The following is a 20,598-nucleotide window of genomic DNA, read 5'->3' on the forward strand; positions in this document are numbered from 1 at the left end:
GGACGCATCCCGGCGAGAGGAGGAGCCCGTGTCCGCATCCGGTGCCCGCTCGCTCGCCGTCGTCGAGGCGACCCGCTTCCGCGGTCACGACCCGGAGTACCACGCGTACGTCCAGCTGCTGGTCGGCGCCGTGATCGCCGAGGCGCGCGCACAGGGCTGGGCGGTCAGCCGCCTCGCGGCCGACGCGGGCGAGGAAGCGCTGCTCGCACGCACGGACACCGCCGATGCGATCGTGATCGTCGGGGGCGAGGACATCGACCCGCGGTTCTACGGGGCCGCCGGCGGGTACGCGCACGAGAGCCGTCACCTCGAGGTCGCCGACGCCGCACAGCTCGCACTCGCGCGCCGGGCCGTCGAGCGCCGCACGCCGCTGCTGGGCATCTGCCGCGGCCTCCAGATCGTCAACGTCGCCCTCGGCGGCACGCTCGTCCAGGATCTGGGCGAGCACACCCCGCACGTCAACCGCGGGGTGCCCATCCCCGACGTGCTGACCACGCATCCGGTGCTGCTGGAGCCGGGGAGCCGCGTATCGCAGCTCCTGGGCTCGGCGGTCGTGGACGTGCGCAGCGCCCACCACCAGGCGGTCGACGCGCTGGGCGAGGGACTGGTCGTCACCGGCCGCGCGCCGGACGGCCACGTCGAGGCGATCGAGCACACCGACGCCCCCGTGCTCGCCGTGCAGTGGCACCCGGAAGACGTCGCCGCACCCGCCGGTCAGCTCTCCGCGCTGCTCGGCACGTTGCGCGCCCGCATCGCCGTCGCGGCCTGACGGCGGGACATCCCGCTCGACGGCCCCGTCCGGAGCTCAGCCCTCCGGCCAGGCGCTCTCGCCGACCAGCGGAACGAACGACACCGCGCCGAGGTTCGTCTCGTGCAGCGCACCCGCCGCGTCGCGCTCGAACACCGCGAGCCGCTGGACGCCCCCGCTGCGCCCCACCGGCATGACGATGCGGCCGCCGGGGGCGAGCTGGTCCAGCCACGCCTGCGGGACGGACGGGCCGGTCGCCGCGGCCACGATGGCGTCGTACGGCGCCGCGTCGGGCCAGCCGCGCGTGCCGTCCCCGGTGATCACCTCGACCCGGTAGCCGAGCGCTTCGAGCGTCGCCGCTGCCGTGACCGCGAGGTCCGGGATGCGCTCGACGCTGATCACCCGGTGCGCCAGCTCCGCGGCGACCGCGGCGGCGTATCCCGAGCCGGTGCCCACGTCGAGCACTCGGTCCTCGGGCCCGATGCGTGCGGCCTCCAGCATCTGCGCGACGATGTAGGGCTGCGAGATCGTCTGCCCGTCCTCGAGCGGGAGGGGCCGGTCGGCGTAGGCGTACGGCACCTGGCTCTCGGGGACGAACTCGTGCCGTGGCACGCGGGTCATCGCGTCGAGGACCCGTTGGTCCGCGATCCCGCGGGAGACGAGCTGGTTCTCGACCATCCGGCGGCGCTCGGTGAGGTATTCGCTGTCCGTGCCCCTAGTGAACCACCGCGGCCGGACGCACGGCCAGACCCGCGCGCGCGATCTCGAGGGCGGCGGCGTCCGCTCCGGCGCCTTCGAGCGCGAGCAGTGCGGCGCCGAGGATGGGCGCCGCCGTCACGAGCTCGATGCGGGCGAGCGGCGCACGCTCGGCGAGCCGGCTCTCCACACGGTCCAGCAGACGGGCATCCCGCGACCCGACGATGCCGCCGCCGAGCACGACGGGGACGGGGCGCTCCAGCAGCGACAGCCGCCGCAGAGTCGTCGCCGCGAACGCCACGATCTCCTCCGCCTGCCGGTCGACGAGCCCGACGGCGACCGGGTCGCCGTCCTGCGCGCACGCGAACACCGACGGGGCGATGCGCGCGAGGTCGGCGTTCGGCACACGCCCGAAGTGGATGGCCTCGATCACGGCCTGCACGTCGGGGAGCGCGAAGACGACGGGCACGGCTGCACTCAGGAGGGTCGCCGGTCCGCGGCCGTCGACCGCACGCGCGGCGTGCCACAGAGCCTGCTCACCGAGGTGCCAGCCGCCTCCCCAGTCGCCGGAGGTCATCCCGAGCGACGGGTAGCGCACGACCTCGCCGTCGGCGCGCACGCCGACGCAGTTGATGCCGGTGCCGCAGACGACGGCGACCGCGTCGGGCTCGCTCGTGCCCGCGCGCAGGAGGGCGAAGAGATCGTTGTCGACCACCGCGTCCGCCCACGCGTAGCCGGCGATGCCCGCGCGGAACGCCGTGACCTCGGCCGGGAGGTCGAGCCCGGAGAGATAGATGCCGGCGTTCGCGAGGGGGCGCGGGCCGGTCTGCTCCAGCAGCCGCTCGATCAGGTCGTCCACCAGGCGCGCGGAGGCGTCCATCCCGATCAGGTGCGGGCTGGAGGTCCCGGCGCGCGCCGTCGCCGCGATCGTCCCGTCGAGTTCGAGCGCCACCGCGTCCGTCTTGGAGCCGCCGCCGTCGACCGCGATCGCGATCGGGCGCGCCGCTCCGGTCACTTCGCCCATGCGAGGTGCTCGCGGTTGCCGGCGATCAGGAGGTCCGTGAGCTTCTCCGCGCGGTCGTACTGGCCGACCAGCGGATGCGCCAGCATCGCCCGGACGACCCGGTCTCGGCCTCCGTGCACCGCGGCGTCGAGGGCGAGCCGCTCGTAACCGGCGACGTGCGAAACGAGCCCGCGGATGTCGTCCGGCAGCGGCTCGATCGGCAGGGCGGCGAGCCCGGCGGCGCCCACGGTCGCGGGCACCTCGATCACGTGGTCGTCCGGCAGGAACGGCAGCGAGCCGTCGTTGCGCAGGTTGACGACCTGCACGTCGCCGCGGTCGCTCGTGAGCGAGGCGATCAGGTCGACGGCGGCCTCCGAGTAGAACGCACCGCCGCGCTGCGACAGCTGCTCCGGCTTGGAGTCGACGGCGGGGTCCGCGTACAGCTCCAGCAGTTCGCGCTCGACCCGCTGCACGGCCTCGGCCCGGGTGGGCGCGTCGAGCTGCTCGCGCAGCACCTCGTCGTGCGCGTAGTAGTAGCGCAGGTAGTAGCTCGGCACGTTCCCGAGCAGGGACAGGAGGGAGGCGGGCAGCTCGATCTCCTCGGCGAGCTCGCCGAGATGGGCACCGAGGAGCGCCGGGAGCGCATCCCGCGCGCCGTTGCCATCGGTGACCGTGACGGAGCGCTCCCACGTGAGGTGGTTGAGCCCCACGTGTCCGAGCTGCACCTGCGTGTGGTCCACGCCCAGGAGGTTCGCGAAGCGCCGCTGGAAGCCGATGGCGACGTTGCAGAGACCGACGGCGCGGTGGCCCTCGTTCAGCAGCGCCCTGGTCACGATCCCGACCGGGTTCGTGAAGTCGACGATCCACGCGTCGGGCTTGGCGTGCCTCCGGATCACGTCGGCGACGCTCAGCACGACGGGGACGGTGCGCAGCGCCTTGGCGAACCCGCCGGGGCCGGTGGTCTCCTGCCCGATGCACCCGCACTCGTGCGGGAAGGTCTCGTCGCCGTGCCGCGCGGCCTGGCCGCCGACGCGGAGCTGGATGAGCACGGCATCGGCGTCGGCGACGCCCGCGACGAGGTCGGAGGTGGGGACGATGCGGCCGGTGTGCCCTGCGGCGCGGAACATCCGGTCGCTCATCCCGCCCACCAGGCGCAGGCGCTCCTGGTCGGTGTCGACGAGCCAGAGCTCCTCGATGGGGAGAACGTCGCGCATCCGCGCGAAGCCGTCGATCAATTCGGGGGTGTAGGTGGATCCGCCACCCACGACTGCCAGTTTCACCGCGTTATCCCTTCACGCCGGTCAGAGTGATGCCCTCCACGAAGACGCGCTGGGCGAAGAAGAAGATGATCACGACCGGGATGGTGACGAGCATGGTCATCGCCATCGTCAGCCCCCAGTCGGTGCCGTGGACCCCGCGGAACGAGGCGAGTCCGTACGCCACGGGCCAGGAGGCGGGGTTCTCGGAGGTGTACAGCAGCGGGCCGTAGTAGTCGTTCCAGGAGGCGAAGAACATGAAGATCGCGGTCGCCGCGATCCCCGGCTTCGCCATCGGCAGCACGACGCGCCAGAGCACGCCGAACTCGCCGTTGCCGTCGATGCGCGCCGCGTCGGCGTACTCGCTCGGGATCGTGAGGAAAAACTGCCGCAGCAGGAAGATCGAGAACGCGTCCCCGAGCAGGTTCGGCAGGATGAGCGGCCAGAGCGTGCCGGTGAGGCCGAGCTGCGACCACATCACGTAGACGGGGATGGCCGTCACCTGCGGCGGCAGCAGCATCGCCACGATGATCGCGGTGAACAGCACGCCGGATCCGCGGAACTTGATCTTGGCGAGGGCGTAGGCCGCCGGCACGCTGGAGACCAGCATGAAGAGCGTGGCGAGCACCGCGTAGAGGGCCGAGTTGCCGAACCACTGCGCCAGCGGGACGGAGGTGAAGACCTTCGTGTAGTTGTCCCAGGCGAACGGCTGCGGCCAGAGCGACGCGGTCAGCGTCTGCTGGCTCGACATCAGCGACGTGAGCAGCACGAACACGACCGGCGCGAGGAAGAGCACGGCGAGCACGACCAGGACGGCGTGCTCGGCGATCCAGCCCAGCACGCGGCGCGTGCGCAGCGAGCGCGGGGTCGGGATCCCGCCCTTCGCGGGGGAGGGCCGCTTCGACGCCGGGGGTGCCAGCGGAGGGGTGGACGAGGTGGCGGTGGTCATTGCGCGCCTTCCGGTGTGAACGCCTTGAATCGGCGCAGGATCAGGATGAGCAGCACGGCCGCGACGACGAACAGCAGCACCGCGAGGGCCGACGCGTAGCCGAGCTGGTACGTGCCGAAGCCGCGCACGTAGAGCCACTGCGTGTAGGTGAGCAGCGAGCCGTCCGGGTAGCCGAGGTTGTTGCTGATGCCCTCGCCGACCACGGCCTTGCCCGACGCGACGGAGGAGGCGACGGCCGCCTCCGTGAAGTACTGGATGGCCGCGATCACCCCCGTCACCGCGGCGAACATCAGCACGGGAGCGATGCTCGGCATGGTGATGAAGCGCACCTTCTGGGCGCCGTTCGCCCCGTCGAGCGAGGCCGCCTCGTACTGGTCCTTCGGCACGTCGAGCAGCGCGGCGAGGAAGATGATCATCACGTCGCCCATCACCCAGATGCCGAGCAGCACCAGCGACGGCTTCGACCAGGCCGGGTCGTTGAACCAGAGCGGCCCCTTGATCCCGAACCAGGCGAGCACCTGGTTGACCGGGCCCGTGCCCGGGTTGAAGAGGAACACGAAGGCCACGACGCTGGCGACCGGCGGCACGAGCGCCGGCAGGTAGAACACCGTGCGCCAGAATCCCGACGCCCGCTTGGCCCGGGCGAGGAGGCCGGCGATCAGGAGGGCGAACACCGTCTTCACGGGCACCCAGATGACCACGAACCACAGCGTGTTCAGCGTCGCCTTCCACACGTTCGGGTCCTGCGTGAACAGGTACTCGTAGTTGCGCAGCCCGATCCACTGCGGGGCCGACACGAGGTCGTACCGGGTGAAGGAGTAGTAGACGGAGGCGATCAGGGGGTACACGAAGAAGATCGCGAGGCCGAGGAGCGTCGGCGCCAGCAACGCCAGGGTGACCAGGTTGCGGCGCCGGCGGTAGCGGGAGGACCGCGCGGGGCGGGCGGCGACCCGCCCCGCGCGTTCGACGGTGGACGTCATCTCACGGACCGGTGGTCAGTGCGAGCGCGTCGTCGATCTGCTTGTCGACGTCCTTCAGGCCGGCCTGGAGGTCGCCGCCCTGGCTCTGATACTTGTTCCAGAAGTCCTGGAACGAGTTCTGGTAGCCGGCGCCGAGCGGGCTGGCGGGCGTCGTCTGCACGTTCTTGTCGGACGAGATGTCGAGGAACGTCTTGAACTGGTCCGAGACCTCCAGCTCGGGCGACGTGAGCGCGTCCTTCGTGGTCGGCACGTTCTTCAGGCCGTTGGCGAGCTTGACGACCGCGTCGGTGTCGGTGGTGAGGTACTTCAGCAGCGCCCACGCCAGCTCCGGCTGCTTGGAGCCCTTGGAGATACCGATGATGTTGCCCGTGATGTAGCCGCCGCCGTACAGGTCGGTGTGGTCGTCCGCGGTCGGGAAGGGGGCCGTGCCGTAGTTGAGCCCCTTCGCCTGGTCGGCGATGAACGCGGTGCGGTACTCGCCGTCGAAGTTCATCGCGACCTGGCCGGTCTGGAAGGCGTTGTCGGCCGAGAACTCCTGGCCGAGGCCGGAGGTGAAGGCGTTGAGCTTGTCCCAGCCGATCTTGTCGACGTAGGCCTTCTGCCACTGGATGAGCTCGCTCCAGCCGGGGCTGGAGGAGATCGCGCTCGTGCCGTCGTCCTTCAGCCACTCGGCGCCCGCAGCGGGTCCGTAGTGCGCGGCCGAATTCTCGTACCAGCCCATCGTCGGGTTGAACCCGAGCGTCTTGATGGAGCCGTCGGCGTTGAAGGTGGTGAGCTTGTCGGCCATGGCCTCCAGCTCCGAGAGCGTCTTCGGCGGCGCGGTGTAGCCGGCGGCCTGCAGGAGGTCGGTGTTGTAGTAGAGGCCGTACACGTCGGCGAGCATCGGCATCGCGCAACGGGTGCCCTTGAACTCGGTGTACGACTTCACGGTGTCGGAGAACTGGCTCATGTCGACGCCGTCGCGCTCGATCACCTTGTTGAGGCTGCGGAACGCCCCGTTCGAGCAGAAGTTGCCCACGATGTCCGTGGAGTAGGAGAGGCCGACGTCGACCTTGCTGCCGGTGGCGATGGCCTTCTGGAGCTTCTCGTCGTCCTGGCCGGAGTGGACGTCGACCTTGACCTTCGGGTTCTTCTTCTCGAAGTCGTCGACGACGGACTGGATGACGTCCGCCTCCCGGTCGGAGAAGAAGTGCCAGAACGAGACGGTGCCCGAGAGCTCCTTCGGGGTGGTGTCGGAGAAGGCGGTGCCGCCGGAGCCGCCGGAGCAGCCGGCGAGGGTGAGTGCTGCGGCCGCGGCGATGCCGATCGCGGCGACGATGTGACGGTGTTTCACGGGTGGTTTCCTCACTGATTCCGGTCGTGATGCAGAGGTGGACGGAGCGTGGTGCCGTGGTGCGGTGCCCTAGACGGTGATCCGGGACACTTCGGCGAAGAGCGCGCCGCGCACTTCGCCGAGGAGGTGCTCCCGCGCCCCGCGGAGCACGGGGTGGGCGGGGACGCCGGTGGCGACGATGGTGGGGCAGCCCCACTTCTCGCGGAGCAGCGCGGTGACGCGCTCGGCGAGCAGGGCGCCGCCTGCGCGGCCGGTCGGGCCGCCGAGCACGATGCGCTCGGGGTCGAGGAGGGCCAGCACGGGGACGACTCCGACGGCGACGCGCGGGGCGAGCTCGGCGATCAGCGCGTCGAGGGCGGGGGAGTCGGGGGCGGACGAGCCGGACGCGGGGGAGTCGGATGCGCCCGCATCGCCGCTCGTCCCGAACCCGGTGACGCCGTGGGCGGCCGCGAGGCGCGCGACCGTGGGGCCGCCGACGAGGTCCTGGAGGTCGTGGGCGCCGGGGTCGAGCTCGGCCGCCTCGCGGGGGATCGGGAGGTAGCCGATCTCGCCCGCGCCGCCCGAGGCCCCACGGTGCACCGCGCCGCCCTGGTCGACGGCGAGGCCGAGGCCGTCGCCCATCCAGAGCAGCGCGAAGCCTCCGGCGTCGTGACCGGCGCCGTCGGCGCGTTCGGCGATGGCGGCGAGGTTGGCGTCGTTGTCGATGTGCACGTCGTAGCCGAGGGCGTCCTGGAGGCGGCGGAGGATGCCCTGCTTGGGCCACTCCGGCAGCGTCTCGATGTAGGTCAGCTCGTCGGTGCGCGGGTCGAGCGCGCCCTGTACGCCGATGCAGACGGCGCGGACGCGCTCGGCGTCGACGTCGGCCGCCTCGCAGGCGGCAGCGACGGCGAGGCGCACGTCGTCCTCCGGCGTGCGCGCGGCGAGCGGGGTCAGGGCGATGGGGTGCTCGCCGCCGGCGGCGTCGACCACGGTCGAGCGGAGCGCCGTCGCATCGATGTCGATCGCGACGCCGAGCATCCGGTCCGTGCGCACGGCGTAGCTCGCCGCGTTCGGTCCGCGGCCTCCCGAGACCTCGCCGACGACGTGGATGAGGCCGGCGGTCTCGAGGCGAGACACCATCTGCGCCGCGGTCGGCTTCGACAGGCCCGAGAGCTCGCCGATCCGGCTGCGGGTGAGGACGCCGTGCTCGAGCAGCAGCGAGAGCGCCGTGCGGTCGTTCGTCTCGCGCAGCCATGCTGGCGTGCCGCGAACCGGTCTGTCGGCCATCCTCATCCCTCCGTCGGAACGATCATCTGACGGGAATGTATCAGGAAAGTTTCTTAATAGTAAAGCGTGTGTTTCGTCGCGACCCTCCCGCACATTTGGCACAAATCGCGAGGGGTCCGGGATGCGGTGAACCGGGAGGCGGGTCCGTCTCGTGCCACTCCTGGAAGGGAAACACCATCATGAGAACGAGAATCGCCGCACTCGCCGCCGCCGCCGCGGTGGCGCTGATCGCCCTGGCCGGCTGCTCGGCCGGCACGGGAACCTCCACGTCGAGCTCAGGAAGCGGCTCGAGCTCCGCCTCCACGTCCGGTTCGGCCTCGGCGGCCGCTCTGAAGACGGGCGACACCTCCCTCGGCACCGTCGTCGTCGACGGCAAGGGGCTCACCGTCTACGTGTTCGACAAGGACACGCAGAACTCCGGGAAGAGCTCGTGCTCGGGCGCCTGCGCCGCCCAGTGGCCCGCCGTCGAGACCGACTCCGCGAAGCCGGACGTCACCGGCGTCACCGGCACGGTCGGCACCATCACGGGCGCCGACGGCGGCAAGCAGGTCACCCTCGACGGCTGGCCGCTCTACACGTTCGCGGGCGACTCGTCGGCCGGTGACGTGACCGGGCAGGGCGTGGGCGGCATCTGGTGGGCCGTCATGCCCGACGGCACGAAGATCGCCGCCGCCGCGACCTCCACCTCGGGAGGGGCGAGCTCCGGCTACTCGAAATAAGGAGCGGCGCGGGTCACCCGAACGCGCGGGCGTGGTCGACCAGGCGGTCGAACGCCGCGTCGAGGTCGGGGTCGACCCGCTGCCGGGACGCGTCGGCGAGGAACCACTCGACGATCTCGCCGGCGCCGCGGGCGAACGGCACCTTCTGCTGGAACGACGGGACGAGCGCGCGCACCTTGCTGTTGTCGAACTGCATCGAGTGCGCCTTGTCGCCGAGGAGGCCGGGACCGAGTTCCGGGATGACGGCCGCGATGGACTCGCTGGCGACGTGCACCAGCTCGGCCTCGACGCCCAGCGCCTCGGCGAGGTCGCAGTAGATGCGGTCCCACGTGGGGGCTTCGTCGCCGGTGATGTGGAAGGTGTCGCCCACGGCCTCCGGGCGGCCCAGCAGGCCGGTGAAGGCGACGGCGAAATCGGTGTTGTGCGTGATCGTCCACCGGCTGGTGCCGTCGCCGTGCACGACGACGGGGGCGCCGCGGCGCATCCGCTCGAGGTCGGTCCAGTGGCCGCTGGTCGGGATCATGGTGCGGTCGTAGGTGTGCGACGGGCGCACGATCGTGACCGGGAACGCGCGCTCCCGGTAGGCCTCGACGAGCAGGTCCTCGCACGCGATCTTGTCCCGCGAGTACTGCCAGAACGGGTTGCGCAGCGGCGTGGACTCCGTCACCGGGGAGCGCGACGGCGGTTTCTGGTAGGCGGAGGCGGAGCTGATGAAGACGTACTGGCCGACGCGGCCCTCGAACAGGTCGAAGTCGGTGCGGACGTGCTCCGGCGTGAACGCGAGGAACTCGGCGGCCACGTCGAAGCTGCGCTCACCGAGGACCGCGTGGACGCTCTCCGGGTCGCGGACGTCGGCGTGCAGCACCTCGACACCCTCCGGCAGTGGACGCGTGCCGCTCGATCCCCGGTTCACCACGGTGACCTCGTGCCCCGCTTCCAGTGCCTCCGCCACGCACGCGGAGCTGATGACCCCCGTGCCGCCGACGAAGAGTGTCCGTGTCGCTGCCATGCCTGTCTCCTGCTCCCTCGCCGACCGACCGATTCCCCCGAAGCCCTCAGCGTAGCGCGGCCGGGGCGTACACTCCACGGCACCCCCGTCCCGAACCCGAAGGAGCTCCTCCCGCCGTGTCCGCCCTCCGAACCTGGCCCGGGCTCGCGGTCGCGTGCGTCGTGGCCGTCGTGCTCGCGATCGTCGTCACCGCCATCGTCGGCGCCGTCCTGCGGGCGGTCGCCCGCCGGCGCACCTGGCCCGAACTGCTCATCCGGAACGCGCGCGTGCCGTTCCGGCTGTTCCTGCTCGTCGTCGTCCTGTGGATCGCCGTCACGATCTCCCTCCCGCCGGAGGTCCCGGGCGGCTGGCAGCAGGGCATCCACCACACGATGCTGATCCTGGCCATCGTGACCGGCGTCTGGTTCGCCGCGGCGATGGTGGTCTTCGTGGAGGATCTGGGCCTCGCGCGCTACCGGCTCGACGTGCCGGACAACCGCTACGCGCGCAAGGTGCGGACGCAGGTCCTCATCCTGCGGCGCCTCACGGTCGTGGCGGCGGTGGTGATCGGCCTCGGCGCGGTGCTGCTCACGTTCCCGGCGCTGCAGGCGGCCGGGGCGAGCCTCCTCGCGTCCGCGGGCGTCATCGGCATCATCGCCGGTGTCGCCGCGCAGTCCAGCCTGGCGAACCTGTTCGCGGGCATCCAGCTGGCCTTCAGCGACGCCATCCGGCTCGACGACGTCGTCGTGGTCGAGCAGCAGTGGGGCACGATCGAGGAGATCACCCTCACCTACGTCGTCGTGCACGTGTGGGACGACCGGCGCCTCGTGCTGCCGTCGACCTACTTCACCACCAAGCCGTTCGAGAACTGGACCCGCCAGCACAGCGAGCTCCTCGGCTCGGTCGAGTTCGACCTCGACTGGCGCGTCTCACCGGGCGGGATGCGCTCCGAGCTCAACCGCATCCTGGCCACCACCAACCTGTGGGACGGCCGCACCGGCGTCCTGCAGGTGACGGACGCGGTCGCGGGCTGGGTGCGTGTGCGCGTGCTGGTCACGGCGAAGGACGCCCCGACCCTGTTCGACCTGCGGTGCCTCGTGCGCGAGCGCCTCATCGACTGGATGCAGCGGTACGCACCGGCGTCGCTCCCGCGGTCGCGCGTGGAGCTGGTCGAGCCTCCCGCCCCCTCCGTGCCGACGGCGCGGGCGCAGGCGCAGACGAACGACGACGCGCGGCTCTTCGGCGGTTCGCCCGAGAAGGAGCAGCGCGGTGCGCAGTTCACCGAGGCGATCCCGGTGATCCAGCCGGGCGTCGACGGCGACGAGGAGCAGGCCCGGCCGTGAGGACGCGTGGGGGACGTCGTCCGTCACGGCCGGCGTCGCTCAGCCGAGGGATTCCGCGGCGGCGACGATCACCCCGGTGACGACATCCGGCGCTGCCAGCATGGAGACGTGTCCGGCAGGGGTCTCCACGATCGTGGAGCCGGCACGTTCGGCCATGCGACGCTGGGCCGCGGGCGGGATGATGCGGTCTTCGGTGCCGACGAGCGCCCAGCTCGGCAGCTGACGCCACGCGGGAGGCCCGGCGGGGCCGACGTTGGCGGCCAGCGCGATGGGGCGCTGCGTGGCGAACACGAGCTCGCGGACGTCGGGGTCGAGGTCCTGCGCGAACGACTCGTGCACGGTGCTCGCCTTCAGATACGCGTCCGCGTCACCCTCGGGGGCTCCCGGATAGCCGACGACGTCGAGCACGGTGGTCGGATCGGGCACGTCGAGCGCGGACCCGGTGCCGCCGAGCAGCCCGACGACCGTCTCCCCGTCGTCGGGCAGGAACGCGTCGACGTAGACGAGGGCGCGCACGTCCCCGCCGCCGAGCGCCGCGCCGCTGATGACGGCTCCGCCGTAGGAGTGCCCGGCCAGCACGACGGGCCCGCTCGTGCGCTGGGCGATCGCGGACGACACGTAGGCGGCGTCGCCGGCGACCCCGCGCAGGAGGTTGGGCACGGTGAGCACGGTGAAGTCGCGCTCGCGCAGTGCCGTGATGACGGGGTTCCAGCTGGAGGCGTCGGCCCATGCTCCATGGACGAGGACGATGGTGGGAAGCGGAGACACGTGGTTCCTTCCGTGGTGCCGTACCGGGACGAGGGGAGTGGGATCGTGCGGGAGAGGCGGTGGAACAGCCACAGAGTAGGGGACAGGTCCTCCCGCGGCTAGCCCCGCGACCGCTCACAGTGAAGACTCAGCATCAGCGGGACCAACCGACGCCCTTCCGCTGTTCTCCTCAGTGCGGGCCGCAGCAGGCGGCAACCGCACCGAGGAGGAATCGTGACACAGGAGAACGTGACACCGCGCTACACCAAGGACCCGGCCGCGATCGGGCGCCTCACCAAGCGGCAGTACGCCGTGACCCAGGAGGCGGCGACCGAGCCCGCCTTCCGCAACGAGTTCTGGAACAACCACGAGGACGGCATCTACGTCGACGTCGTCTCGGGCGAGCCGCTGTTCTCGTCCACCGACAAGTACGACAGCGGATCGGGCTGGCCGAGCTTCACCCGGCCGATCGAGTCTGCCGAGATCGTCGAGAACACCGACCGCACGTTCGGCATGCGCCGCACCGAGGTGCGCTCCGGCCAGGCCGACAGCCACCTGGGCCACCTGTTCGACGACGGTCCCGTCGCCGACGGCGGCATGCGCTACTGCATCAACTCCGCCGCGCTCCGCTTCGTCCCGCTCGCCGAGCTGGAGCAGCAGGGCTACGGCGTCTACCGCCGGCTTTTCGAGAAGTAAGGAGAATGAACGAATGACGACCGAGAAGGCGATCCTCGCCGGAGGCTGTTTCTGGGGCATGCAGGATCTGATCCGCAAGCGCCCCGGCGTCACCGGCACCCGCGTCGGGTACACCGGCGGCGACGTGCCGAACGCCACCTACCGCAACCACGGCTCCCACGCCGAGGCCATCGAGATCGAGTACGACCCCGAGCGCACCTCGTACCGTGAGCTGCTGGAGTTCTTCTTCCAGATCCACGACCCGTCGACGAAGAACCGTCAGGGCAACGACGTGGGCACCAGCTACCGCTCGGCGATCTACTACACCGACGACGAGCAGCGCCGCGTCGCGGAGGACACCATCGCCGACGTCGACGCCTCCGGGCTCTGGCCCGCGAAGGTCGTCACCGAGGTGGAGGCCGCCGGCCCGTTCTGGGAGGCCGAGCCCGAGCACCAGGACTACCTGGAGCGCATCCCGTGGGGCTACACCTGCCACTTCGCGCGCCCGGGCTGGGTGCTCCCGAAGCGGTCGGAGTCGCTCGCGAGCTGATGATCGGATCACGAGGGGTGCGTCGCGAGACGCGCCCCTCGTTGCGTGCGCGCGCCCGTCAGGCGCGCTCGAGTAGGACCGCCACCTCCAGGTGGCCGGTCTGCGGGAACATGTCGAGCACCCGGCCGGTGCGGATGCGATACGACGGCATGCGGGCCAGATCGGTCGCGAGGCTCTTCGGGTTGCAGCTGGAGTAGACGACGTGCGGGATGTCGGAGCCCTCGAGCCAGTCGGCCAGCTCCGTGCCGATGCCGCGCCGTGGCGGGTTCACGATCACCAGCTCCGGGGCCGTCTTCGCCCGCAGCGCGAACGCGGTCGCGTCCTCGGCGCGGAACGCGAGCTGGGGGAGCCCAGCAGCAGCGGCGGTGGAGCGCGCGCTCTTCACCGCCTCCCGACTCGTCTCGACGCCGACGACGCGCCGCCCCGGCGCCGCGCAGTGGAGGGCGAAGCCGCCCACGCCGCAGTACAGATCCCAGACGCTCGCGGGCGACACCTCGTCGACCCAGCCGCTCACCTGTCCGTAGAGCTCCTCGGCGACGGCCGTGTTGGTCTGGAAGAAGCTCTGCGGGCGCAGCCGCAGCCTCATCCCGCCGACGCGCATCACCAGCGACGCGTCGGGCGTCAGCACGATCTCCCGGTCGCCCTCGACGACCGCCTTGTGCTCGGACTGGATGTTGGCCGAAACTACGCGCGTGTTCGGCAGTTCCGCGAGCAGCGAGGGCAGCTCGCGCCGGATGCGCGCGACCGCCGACTCGTCCCGCAGCACGAAACGGATCATCAGCTCGTCGTCGGGGGAGAGCGTGACGAGCACGTACTTCAGCTCCCCGCGTCGCTCCGGCACGCTGTAGGGGACCAGCCGCGCGCGGGTGATGAAGCGGGCGAGCACCGGCAGTGCGGCGCGCACGCCCGGAGCGCAGATCCCGCACTCCTGCAGGTCCACCCCGCGTCCGCGCTCGTCCAGGATGCCGATCGTCGGCTGCTCCAGAGTGCCGCCGACGACCATCTTCGCCTTGTTGCGGTACCCGGACTCCGCGCTCGCGACCGGCGGGAGCCACGCCGCGTCCCCGAAGGGCGCCAGCAGCGCGCGAGCCGACCGGTCCTTCTCCGCCAGCTGCTCGGCGTACGGCACACCCATCAGCGTGCACGACCGGCACACGCCGGCATCGAAGTACGAGCAGTCCATGACCGGTCAATGGTACGCGGTCCCGGACCTGCGGTTCGAGAGTGGTTCGCAGCCGGACTTCTACTCGACCGTTGCCTCTTCCACCTGTTGTATGGCTGCGCGCGGGTCGGTGAGCAGGTGTCGCTGACCGGGATTGTGCAAGAAGTACCAGACGATCGGCGCAACCACATTCGGGTCGGAGCCGATCCAGTACGGTGCGATGCGGATCAGTTCGCCCGATGTGGTCTTGAGGAGGAGATGAGCGCCGCGCATGTCGACGACACCGACCGTTGCGATCTCATCCCAGGTCAGGCGGATCAGACGGACGCCTCGGGTTCCTGAGATGCCGAATTCGGTCAGTGTGAGCCCCGCCGGGATACGGAGGATCCACAACTCGTGCGCGACTATGCAGAGTCCCAACAGCCCGAGCCCCAGGATGTACCAGCGCTTGAAATCGACCGGGTTCCCGGGCGGGATCGCCAGGTACTGGAGGACGAGGAAGGTGAGCCCAGGCGCGATCAGGAGGAATCCGACTGTGAGAAAGGTCGAGCGCACCACGCGGGTTGAAATGAAGCGAACGGAGCCGGCTGCCGGATCGATACGGATAGTGCGCGCGGAGGTCGATTCCATCACTCGGCGGATTCCGGCACCGGCACCGATCATCGCCGCCGCGAGCAGGCCCATACCGATCCTTAGCGCGACGGGTTCGACGAAGATTGCGATCAACGCGCTGACGGCGGCGGCCAGCGTGAAGAACGCGGTCACCCCGAGAGGGCTATAGCCGCTCGCGCGTACCGCGACAAGAGGCGCCCCTAAGGTGGTCACACGAGGGGTGAGGACGGAAGTAGACATCGCGCCCATCAGCTATCGCGACTCCGTCAGGTGAGGGACAAGCGCGGGTCGTGAGCCACGCAAGAAGTCATCGATCGCCTCTCTGACATCGAGAGGTACCCACGCTTCCCAGGCGGAATGCGCTCCGGCCCCGGCTGCGGCAGCGCCCACACCGATCGACACCGCTGCCCCTACCGGCGGAAGCGTCCATGTCCCTGCCAAAGCCGCCCCGGCGGCAGCGCCGCCTGCGCCACCGAGAAGCCCGGCGCCGACTGACGAGACCGAGCCTCCATCGGCGAGCTCCACGCCCGCCGAGACGACGTCGACCATCGCGCCCGCAACCGGGATCACCTTGGAGAATCTGGCGACACCGGCGATCGAACGTGTCAGCTCTTCCAAACCCTCGCGGACAACCCGGGGACTAGCCGCTTCCGCCGCCGCACGCAGCGCCGGGTTTCCCGAGCGTAGGCCCTTTGCTATGGCGTCCGCGTCAGCTTGCATGACGGTTGCCTTCTGGCGAAACCAGCTCATGTCGCGGTCGGTACGCTGCTTTGCGTACTCGAGAGCTGTCTGGACGACGTCCTCGTTGTGGACAGTGAGCTTGCTCAGCAGGGTGGAGACAGAGTTGAGGTCGTCGATTCTGACGGTGAGAGGAACAATATGTTCCGCAACCCAGGATTCGGTTTCGCCCCACCACGTCCCGACTCGTGTCGCGACATCGTTATAGAGGTCGACTAGGGCGAGGAACGTGTCATAGGCCCTTCGATCGTCGCTCTCTCCGGGCGCTGGGCAGTAGGTGAGGGTCGAAGCGGGACGGGAGACCTTTCGACGGTGGACTTTCAAGCCGAGGGTCGATGCTTGTCGTCCGATGCTGTCGAGCTCACTTTGTCCGCGCTCAAGTCTGCCAGCATAGGCGCGGAAGACTTCGGCGGCGTCGCTGAGGTATGCGTGTGTGATCCCCGTGCTGTTCCGAACTGCTTGAGCTGTGTCCCGAAACGCCGAACCGGCTTCACCTGTCCAGTACGTCTGCGAGTCGCCCCAGACATATGCGAGTTCAAGGTCAGCGGCGACTGCGGCTCCCCTGAGCCCTGGGTCGAGCCAGTCGGCGACGGAGCGGATCGCAGCAGTGTCCCCAGGAACCGTCAGGTCGATGGTCATCGAGATTCGACCCCCTTCTCGAGCGCCGTGATCGATTCGATGATCTTCTGCTCGGTCAGAGCCTGGTCAGCGAGCACATCATGTGTGATGGCCGATAGCGCCCGCATCGAGTCGGCCGCGAGCCCGACGGCTTCAGAAGCCGACGAAGTGATCAGCGCGATCGATGCGCTCGCAATTCCGCCATCGGGGACGTTCGGCGTGCGACCGAGCTCGCGATCCATGTCGTCGATGCGATCAACCAGGTCGCGAAGTCGCCGATTCATGTTGTACCGGTCGACACTGATTCGGCTCATCGGAGGCGCCCGTCGGCGAGTAGCGCGGATGGGATGTCCAGATCGAACGTGATGACGTCGAACGGCGTCGACTGCTTCACGCTGCCGAGGTCGGCGGTGGCCAAGAGCATCCATGGCTGATTCGGGCCGCATCTTCTGACGAGTCGATCGAGCGCGGTGTAGGCCAGAAGCCCCGATCTCCCGTCCGACAACTCGCGAACGATCGCGGTGTGTCCGCCGTCAGGATGGTCCGAGACCGGCAAGTAGAGCATCGGCGGTATGACGTTGTCGAAGGCGTCCACGTTTCCCCCAGTGTTGCGTGTGTGCGTCCCAGGGTCAGACCCTATCAAGGACGCGCAGAAACCTGAAATGTGGAACGCGACGCGGTCCCGGACACGACGAAGGCCCCTCTCCCGCAGGAGAAGGGCCTTCGTTCGATGTTGCGGTGCCCCCAGTAGGATTTGAACCTACGGCCTTCTGCTCCGGAGGCAGACGCTCTATCCCCTGAGCTATGGGGGCCAGGAGTGCCCGTCCAGGCTAGCATCACTTTTCCGCGGTGCTCGCACGGACCGGGGCTCCGCCGGGTCAGCTGGCGGGCAGGTTCCCCAGCACGTTCTCCATGAGGGGCGCGGCGTCGCCGGGCTCGAAGAAGGCCGTGGATTCGGCGACGATCCAGTAGCCGCCGCGGAAGATCTGCACCTGGCCGGACTCGCCGGTCTTGAAGTAGCCCTCGATGGGCGGTGCGCCGTAAGTGGGGACGGGCTGCGCGTCGGTGATCGCGGCGTTCTTGAGCCCGTCGAGCTGGCTCGCCGGAGGCTGGGCGACGGCGATCTGGATCACGTCGCCGCTGGTCTGATTGAGCCAGGCGCAGGTGAGGCCCTGCCAGTCGGCGATCTTCGCCTCGAGGCTGCCGTCCGCGGGCTTGTAATCAGGGTTGGGGCCGAAGTTGGGGTTGTAGGCGTAGAGCTGGTCGGCCGTGATGAGCTGGTCGCAGCTGAGCGTGACCGGCGTGGCGGGCTCGGTCGGCGTCGGCGTCGGCGTGACCGTCGGCTTCGTCGTCGCCGCTCCGCCGCCGGCGGTCCCCGTGGGGGAGGAGGACGGAGAGGTCGCGGTGGGGGCGCATCCGGCGAGCGCGAGCGCTCCGGTGAGGGCGGCGGCGACGGTGACGGTGCGGAGAGCGGATCGGGCGGTGAATGGCATGGTGGCGCTCGGTCTTCCGTGTCGGCGTGTACGTCCCGTCGAGACTACCAAGCGGTGGTGCGGCGCCTCCTGCCGGTCCGGGACGGGCGACCGCTTCGTTAGGCAATCGATGCGTTCCCGCGCCCGGTAGAATCGGTCCTCATGACTCCCGCAGACCTCTCCGCCGCCCTGCTCGACATCGTGACCGCGGTCGTCGACCGGCGCCGAGCGGGGGGAGCCGACCTCGGCGAGCTGACGGTCACCCTCGACGACGTGCCGCTCGAACGGCCGAAGAACCGCGAGCACGGCGACTGGTCGTCGAACGTCGCCATGCGCCTGGCCAAGAAGGTGGGAGCGAACCCGCGCGAGCTCGCGACCGAGATCGCCGAGGCCGCGGCCTCCATCGACGGTGTCGCCTCGGCCGAGATCGCCGGACCCGGCTTCATCAACTTCCGCCTCGACGCCGCCGCGGCAGGGCAGCTGGCGCAAACGATCCTGGAGGCCGGCGAGGCGTACGGACACAGCGACGTGTACCACGGCCTGCTGGTGAACCTGGAGTTCGTCTCCGCCAACCCGACCGGCCCCATCCACATGGGCGGCGCGCGCTGGGCGGCGGTCGGCGACAGCCTGGCCCGGATCCTCCAGGCCGCCGGCGCCGACGTCACGCGCGAGTACTACTTCAACGACCACGGCTCGCAGATCGACCGCTTCGCGCGGAGCCTGCTCGCGGCGTACCTGGGGGAGCCCACGCCGGAGGACGGCTACGGCGGCGCCTACATCGGCGAGATCGCCGCGACGGTGGCCGCCGGCTTCGACGGCGACCTCGCCTCCCTCCCGCGCGACGAGCAGCAGGAGGTCTTCCGCTCGCGCGGGACGGCCCTCATGTTCGAGGAGATCAAGAACCGCCTGCACTCGTTCGGGGTCGACTTCGACGTCTTCTTCCACGAGGACTCGCTGCACGAGTCGGGCGCCGTCGAGCGCGCGATCCAGCGCCTCCGCGAACAGGGCCACATCTTCGAGGCGGACGGCGCCATCTGGCTGCGCACCACGACCTTCGGCGACGACCGCGACCGCGTCATCATCCGCTCCAACGGCGAGCCCGCCTACATCTCCGGCGACCTCGGCTACTACCTCGACAAGCGCGAGCGCGGCTTCGAGCAGAACATCATCATGCTCGGCGCCGACCACCATGGCTACATCGGCCGCATGATGGCGATGACGGAGGCCTTCGGCGACGTGCCGAACGTCAACCTCCAGATCCTCATCGGCCAGATGGTGAACCTCGTCAAGGACGGCGAGCCGATGAAGATGTCCAAGCGCGCCGGCACGATCGTCACCCTCGACGACCTCGTCGACGCGGTGGGCGTCGACGCCGCCCGCTACTCGCTGGTGCGGTCCTCCACCGACTCGCAGCTCGACATCGACCTCGACCTGCTCAGCAAGCGCAGCAACGAGAACCCCGTCTACTACGTGCAGTACGCCCACGCGCGCACCTGCTCCGTCGCGGCCAACGCCGCGAAGGCGGGCGTTGACCGCAGCGTGTTCCGCCCCGAGCTGCTCACGCACGAGAGCGAGAGCGCGCTGCTCGGCGCGCTGCAGGAGTTCCCGCGCGTCGTCGCGCAGGCCGCCGAACTGCGCGAGCCGCACCGCGTCGCCCGGTACATCGAGGAGGTCGCCGGGCTGTACCACGCGTGGTACGCGGTCCGCGACGGCTCCACCCGTGTCATCCCGTTCGGCGAGGAGCCGGTCACCGACGCCCACCGCACCCGCCTCTGGCTGAACGACGCCACCGGCCAGGTCATCCGCAACGGCCTCGGGCTCGTGGGGGTGTCCGCTCCCGAGCGGATGTGACCCGATGAGCGAGCAGCCCACCGCGATCCTCCCCGAGCCGGCGGCGACGCCAGGCCAGACGTCCGCGCGCACCCGTCGGCCCCGCTGGGTGCGGGTGCTCCTGTGGATACTGATCCCGCTCGTCGTGCTGGCCGTCCTGCTCGTCGTGGCCGACGTGGTGGCGCGCGCGTACGCCGAGCAGCGCGTCTCGTCCGAGATCGAGAAGAGCCTGCCTCCGGAGATCTCCGGCGACGTCCAGGTGCACATCGGCGGGGTGTCGGTGCTGCAGCAGTACCTCGCGGGCACATTCCAGCGGGTCGAGCTGGATGCGCCGAAGCTGACGGCGAAGGGCGCGCCGCTCAGCGCCTCCATCGTCGCCACGGGCGTCCCCACCGATTTCAGCAAGCCCATCTCGACGGCGACGGGCACGCTCAGCATCTCGCAGGCGTCGCTCAACAAGCTGGTCACCATCCCCGGTGCGACCGGCGACATCACCCTGGGCGACGGCGTCCTCGGATACAAGGGGAGCATCGACCTGCTCGGTCTCCCCGTCGGCTACGCGGTCACGGCCACGCCCAAGGCGGACGGCGACACCGTGCTCCTCCAGCCGGACAAGGCCTCCCTCGACACGGGCTCCGGCGCCGACGTCAACCTCACCCGGCTGCTGCAGGCTCTCACCGACCGAGGCCCGTTCCCGGTCTGCGCGGCTCAGTACCTCCCGGACGGCGTGGAGGTCTCCGACATCGCGATCACCCCGGGCCACGCCACCGTCACGCTGACGGCGCACGATTTCGTGATGGACGAGAAGTTCCTCGGCAGCAAGGGGAGCTGTACGTAACACTGTCCGGGGGCTCCCGGCGGCATCGGTAGACTTCTCGTACTTCTCCACCGGCTTCAGGGGCCAATCCGGGTC

At 70.2% G+C, this 20,598-nt stretch carries 21 protein-coding genes, 1 tRNA gene and 1 pseudogene; 7 read left to right on the forward strand and 16 right to left on the reverse strand.

Annotated elements, in window-relative coordinates; genetic code table 11:
- Positions 1-28 precede the first annotated feature (28 nt).
- On the forward strand, positions 29-769 hold the full coding sequence (locus FHX33_RS02550; protein ID WP_021763268.1) for a gamma-glutamyl-gamma-aminobutyrate hydrolase family protein: 741 nt from the start codon (positions 29-31) through the stop codon (positions 767-769).
- A gap of 36 nt (positions 770-805) precedes the next feature.
- Here the strand turns inward: FHX33_RS02550 and FHX33_RS02555 are convergent.
- From FHX33_RS02555 to FHX33_RS02585, 7 genes and pseudogenes are all read right to left on the reverse strand, one after another.
- Positions 806-1,429, reverse strand: a pseudogene (locus FHX33_RS02555) (protein-L-isoaspartate(D-aspartate) O-methyltransferase); the annotation flags it as partial.
- A gap of 34 nt (positions 1,430-1,463) precedes the next feature.
- Positions 1,464-2,468 (reverse strand): N-acetylglucosamine kinase, encoded by a 1,005-nt coding sequence (locus tag FHX33_RS02560; RefSeq protein ID WP_183428131.1) that lies wholly within the window; start codon positions 2,466-2,468, stop codon positions 1,464-1,466.
- On the reverse strand, positions 2,456-3,727 hold the full coding sequence (locus FHX33_RS02565; protein WP_039924088.1) for a 6-phospho-beta-glucosidase: 1,272 nt from the start codon (positions 3,725-3,727) through the stop codon (positions 2,456-2,458). Before FHX33_RS02565 ends, FHX33_RS02560 begins: the two co-directional genes overlap by 13 nt.
- Before the next feature lie 4 nt (positions 3,728-3,731).
- Positions 3,732-4,652, reverse strand: a complete 921-nt coding sequence (locus tag FHX33_RS02570; protein ID WP_021765376.1) for a carbohydrate ABC transporter permease — start codon at positions 4,650-4,652, stop codon at positions 3,732-3,734.
- Complete coding sequence (locus FHX33_RS02575) at positions 4,649-5,632, reverse strand: carbohydrate ABC transporter permease (protein WP_183428132.1); 984 nt, start codon at positions 5,630-5,632, stop codon at positions 4,649-4,651. The genes FHX33_RS02570 and FHX33_RS02575 overlap by 4 nt, the downstream gene beginning before the upstream one ends.
- A 1-nt stretch (position 5,633) precedes the next feature.
- A complete protein-coding gene (locus FHX33_RS02580; RefSeq protein ID WP_021762703.1) occupies positions 5,634-6,965 on the reverse strand; it encodes an ABC transporter substrate-binding protein in 1,332 nt (443 codons plus the stop codon).
- Positions 6,966-7,034: 69 nt separating this feature from the next.
- Positions 7,035-8,231, reverse strand: a complete 1,197-nt coding sequence (locus tag FHX33_RS02585) for an ROK family transcriptional regulator (protein ID WP_183428133.1) — start codon at positions 8,229-8,231, stop codon at positions 7,035-7,037.
- A 179-nt stretch (positions 8,232-8,410) separates the two neighbouring features.
- Here FHX33_RS02585 and FHX33_RS02590 point away from each other — a divergent pair, with 179 nt between their 5' ends.
- Positions 8,411-8,950, forward strand: a complete 540-nt coding sequence (locus FHX33_RS02590; RefSeq protein ID WP_021763378.1) for a COG4315 family predicted lipoprotein — start codon at positions 8,411-8,413, stop codon at positions 8,948-8,950.
- Between the two features lie 13 nt (positions 8,951-8,963).
- Here FHX33_RS02590 and FHX33_RS02595 read toward each other — a convergent pair whose 3' ends face one another.
- Positions 8,964-9,959, reverse strand: coding sequence for an SDR family oxidoreductase (locus FHX33_RS02595; protein ID WP_021763377.1), 996 nt, complete (start codon positions 9,957-9,959; stop codon positions 8,964-8,966).
- A 116-nt stretch (positions 9,960-10,075) separates the two neighbouring features.
- On the opposite strand from FHX33_RS02595, the gene FHX33_RS02600 reads away from it, so the two are divergent.
- On the forward strand, positions 10,076-11,281 hold the full coding sequence (locus tag FHX33_RS02600; protein ID WP_021763376.1) for a mechanosensitive ion channel family protein: 1,206 nt from the start codon (positions 10,076-10,078) through the stop codon (positions 11,279-11,281).
- Positions 11,282-11,320: 39 nt separating this feature from the next.
- Here FHX33_RS02600 and FHX33_RS02605 read toward each other — a convergent pair whose 3' ends face one another.
- Positions 11,321-12,049 carry an alpha/beta fold hydrolase gene (locus FHX33_RS02605; protein ID WP_021763375.1) on the reverse strand — a complete coding sequence of 243 codons (729 nt, stop codon included), beginning with the start codon at positions 12,047-12,049 and terminating at the stop codon, positions 11,321-11,323.
- A 228-nt stretch (positions 12,050-12,277) separates the two neighbouring features.
- Between FHX33_RS02605 and msrB the strand changes: the two genes are divergently transcribed.
- On the forward strand, positions 12,278-12,724 hold the full coding sequence (gene msrB / locus FHX33_RS02610) for a peptide-methionine (R)-S-oxide reductase MsrB (protein WP_039922510.1): 447 nt from the start codon (positions 12,278-12,280) through the stop codon (positions 12,722-12,724).
- Positions 12,725-12,737: 13 nt separating this feature from the next.
- A complete protein-coding gene (gene msrA, locus FHX33_RS02615; protein ID WP_021763373.1) occupies positions 12,738-13,253 on the forward strand; it encodes a peptide-methionine (S)-S-oxide reductase MsrA in 516 nt (171 codons plus the stop codon).
- A 58-nt stretch (positions 13,254-13,311) separates the two neighbouring features.
- Here the strand turns inward: msrA and rlmC are convergent, their stop codons facing one another.
- From rlmC to FHX33_RS02650, 7 genes are all read right to left on the reverse strand, one after another.
- Positions 13,312-14,436 (reverse strand): 23S rRNA (uracil(747)-C(5))-methyltransferase RlmC, encoded by a 1,125-nt coding sequence (gene rlmC / locus FHX33_RS02620; protein ID WP_021763372.1) that lies wholly within the window; start codon positions 14,434-14,436, stop codon positions 13,312-13,314.
- A gap of 60 nt (positions 14,437-14,496) precedes the next feature.
- On the reverse strand, positions 14,497-15,180 hold the full coding sequence (locus FHX33_RS02625; RefSeq protein WP_155829040.1) for a hypothetical protein: 684 nt from the start codon (positions 15,178-15,180) through the stop codon (positions 14,497-14,499).
- A gap of 99 nt (positions 15,181-15,279) precedes the next feature.
- Entirely contained in the window at positions 15,280-16,404 is a 1,125-nt protein-coding gene (locus tag FHX33_RS02630; protein ID WP_021763370.1) for a hypothetical protein, read from the reverse strand.
- Entirely contained in the window at positions 16,401-16,697 is a 297-nt protein-coding gene (locus FHX33_RS02635; RefSeq protein WP_021763369.1) for a hypothetical protein, read from the reverse strand. Before FHX33_RS02635 ends, FHX33_RS02630 begins: the two co-directional genes overlap by 4 nt.
- Positions 16,694-16,978: an SAV_915 family protein gene (locus FHX33_RS02640; RefSeq protein ID WP_039922501.1), complete on the reverse strand. Its 285-nt coding sequence runs from the start codon at positions 16,976-16,978 to the stop codon at positions 16,694-16,696. Before FHX33_RS02640 ends, FHX33_RS02635 begins: the two co-directional genes overlap by 4 nt.
- 144 nt (positions 16,979-17,122) lie before the next feature.
- Positions 17,123-17,195, reverse strand: a tRNA-Arg gene (locus tag FHX33_RS02645).
- A gap of 66 nt (positions 17,196-17,261) precedes the next feature.
- Entirely contained in the window at positions 17,262-17,876 is a 615-nt protein-coding gene (locus tag FHX33_RS02650; RefSeq protein WP_021763367.1) for a hypothetical protein, read from the reverse strand.
- A 141-nt stretch (positions 17,877-18,017) separates the two neighbouring features.
- Between FHX33_RS02650 and argS the strand changes: the two genes are divergently transcribed.
- Positions 18,018-19,706, forward strand: a complete 1,689-nt coding sequence (argS, locus tag FHX33_RS02655) for an arginine--tRNA ligase (protein WP_021763365.1) — start codon at positions 18,018-18,020, stop codon at positions 19,704-19,706.
- 4 nt (positions 19,707-19,710) lie between these two features.
- Positions 19,711-20,523 carry an LmeA family phospholipid-binding protein gene (locus FHX33_RS02660; RefSeq protein ID WP_021763364.1) on the forward strand — a complete coding sequence of 271 codons (813 nt, stop codon included), beginning with the start codon at positions 19,711-19,713 and terminating at the stop codon, positions 20,521-20,523.
- The last annotated feature ends 75 nt before the right edge of the window (positions 20,524-20,598 follow it).

The sequence above is a fragment of the Leifsonia aquatica genome (genome assembly GCF_014190775.1).
Classification (GTDB): Bacteria; Actinomycetota; Actinomycetes; order Actinomycetales; family Microbacteriaceae; genus Leifsonia; species Leifsonia aquatica.

Bases quoted from the DNA above. Each gene is read 5' to 3' on its own strand.
- FHX33_RS02560 (WP_183428131.1), bottom strand. From the start codon at position 2,468: ATGGGCGAAGTGACCGGAGCGGCGCGCCCGATCGCGATCGCGGTCGAC.
- FHX33_RS02570 (WP_021765376.1), bottom strand. From the start codon at position 4,652: ATGACCACCGCCACCTCGTCCACCCCTCCGCTGGCACCCCCGGCGTCG.
- FHX33_RS02575 (WP_183428132.1), bottom strand. From the start codon at position 5,632: ATGACGTCCACCGTCGAACGCGCGGGGCGGGTCGCCGCCCGCCCCGCG.
- FHX33_RS02585 (WP_183428133.1), bottom strand. From the start codon at position 8,231: ATGGCCGACAGACCGGTTCGCGGCACGCCAGCATGGCTGCGCGAGACG.
- FHX33_RS02590 (WP_021763378.1), top strand. From the start codon at position 8,411: ATGAGAACGAGAATCGCCGCACTCGCCGCCGCCGCCGCGGTGGCGCTG.
- FHX33_RS02595 (WP_021763377.1), bottom strand. From the start codon at position 9,959: ATGGCAGCGACACGGACACTCTTCGTCGGCGGCACGGGGGTCATCAGC.
- msrA (WP_021763373.1), top strand. From the start codon at position 12,738: ATGACGACCGAGAAGGCGATCCTCGCCGGAGGCTGTTTCTGGGGCATG.
- rlmC (WP_021763372.1), bottom strand. From the start codon at position 14,436: ATGGACTGCTCGTACTTCGATGCCGGCGTGTGCCGGTCGTGCACGCTG.
- FHX33_RS02630 (WP_021763370.1), bottom strand. From the start codon at position 16,404: ATGACCATCGACCTGACGGTTCCTGGGGACACTGCTGCGATCCGCTCC.
- FHX33_RS02635 (WP_021763369.1), bottom strand. From the start codon at position 16,697: ATGAGCCGAATCAGTGTCGACCGGTACAACATGAATCGGCGACTTCGC.
- FHX33_RS02650 (WP_021763367.1), bottom strand. From the start codon at position 17,876: ATGCCATTCACCGCCCGATCCGCTCTCCGCACCGTCACCGTCGCCGCC.
- argS (WP_021763365.1), top strand. From the start codon at position 18,018: ATGACTCCCGCAGACCTCTCCGCCGCCCTGCTCGACATCGTGACCGCG.
- FHX33_RS02660 (WP_021763364.1), top strand. From the start codon at position 19,711: ATGAGCGAGCAGCCCACCGCGATCCTCCCCGAGCCGGCGGCGACGCCA.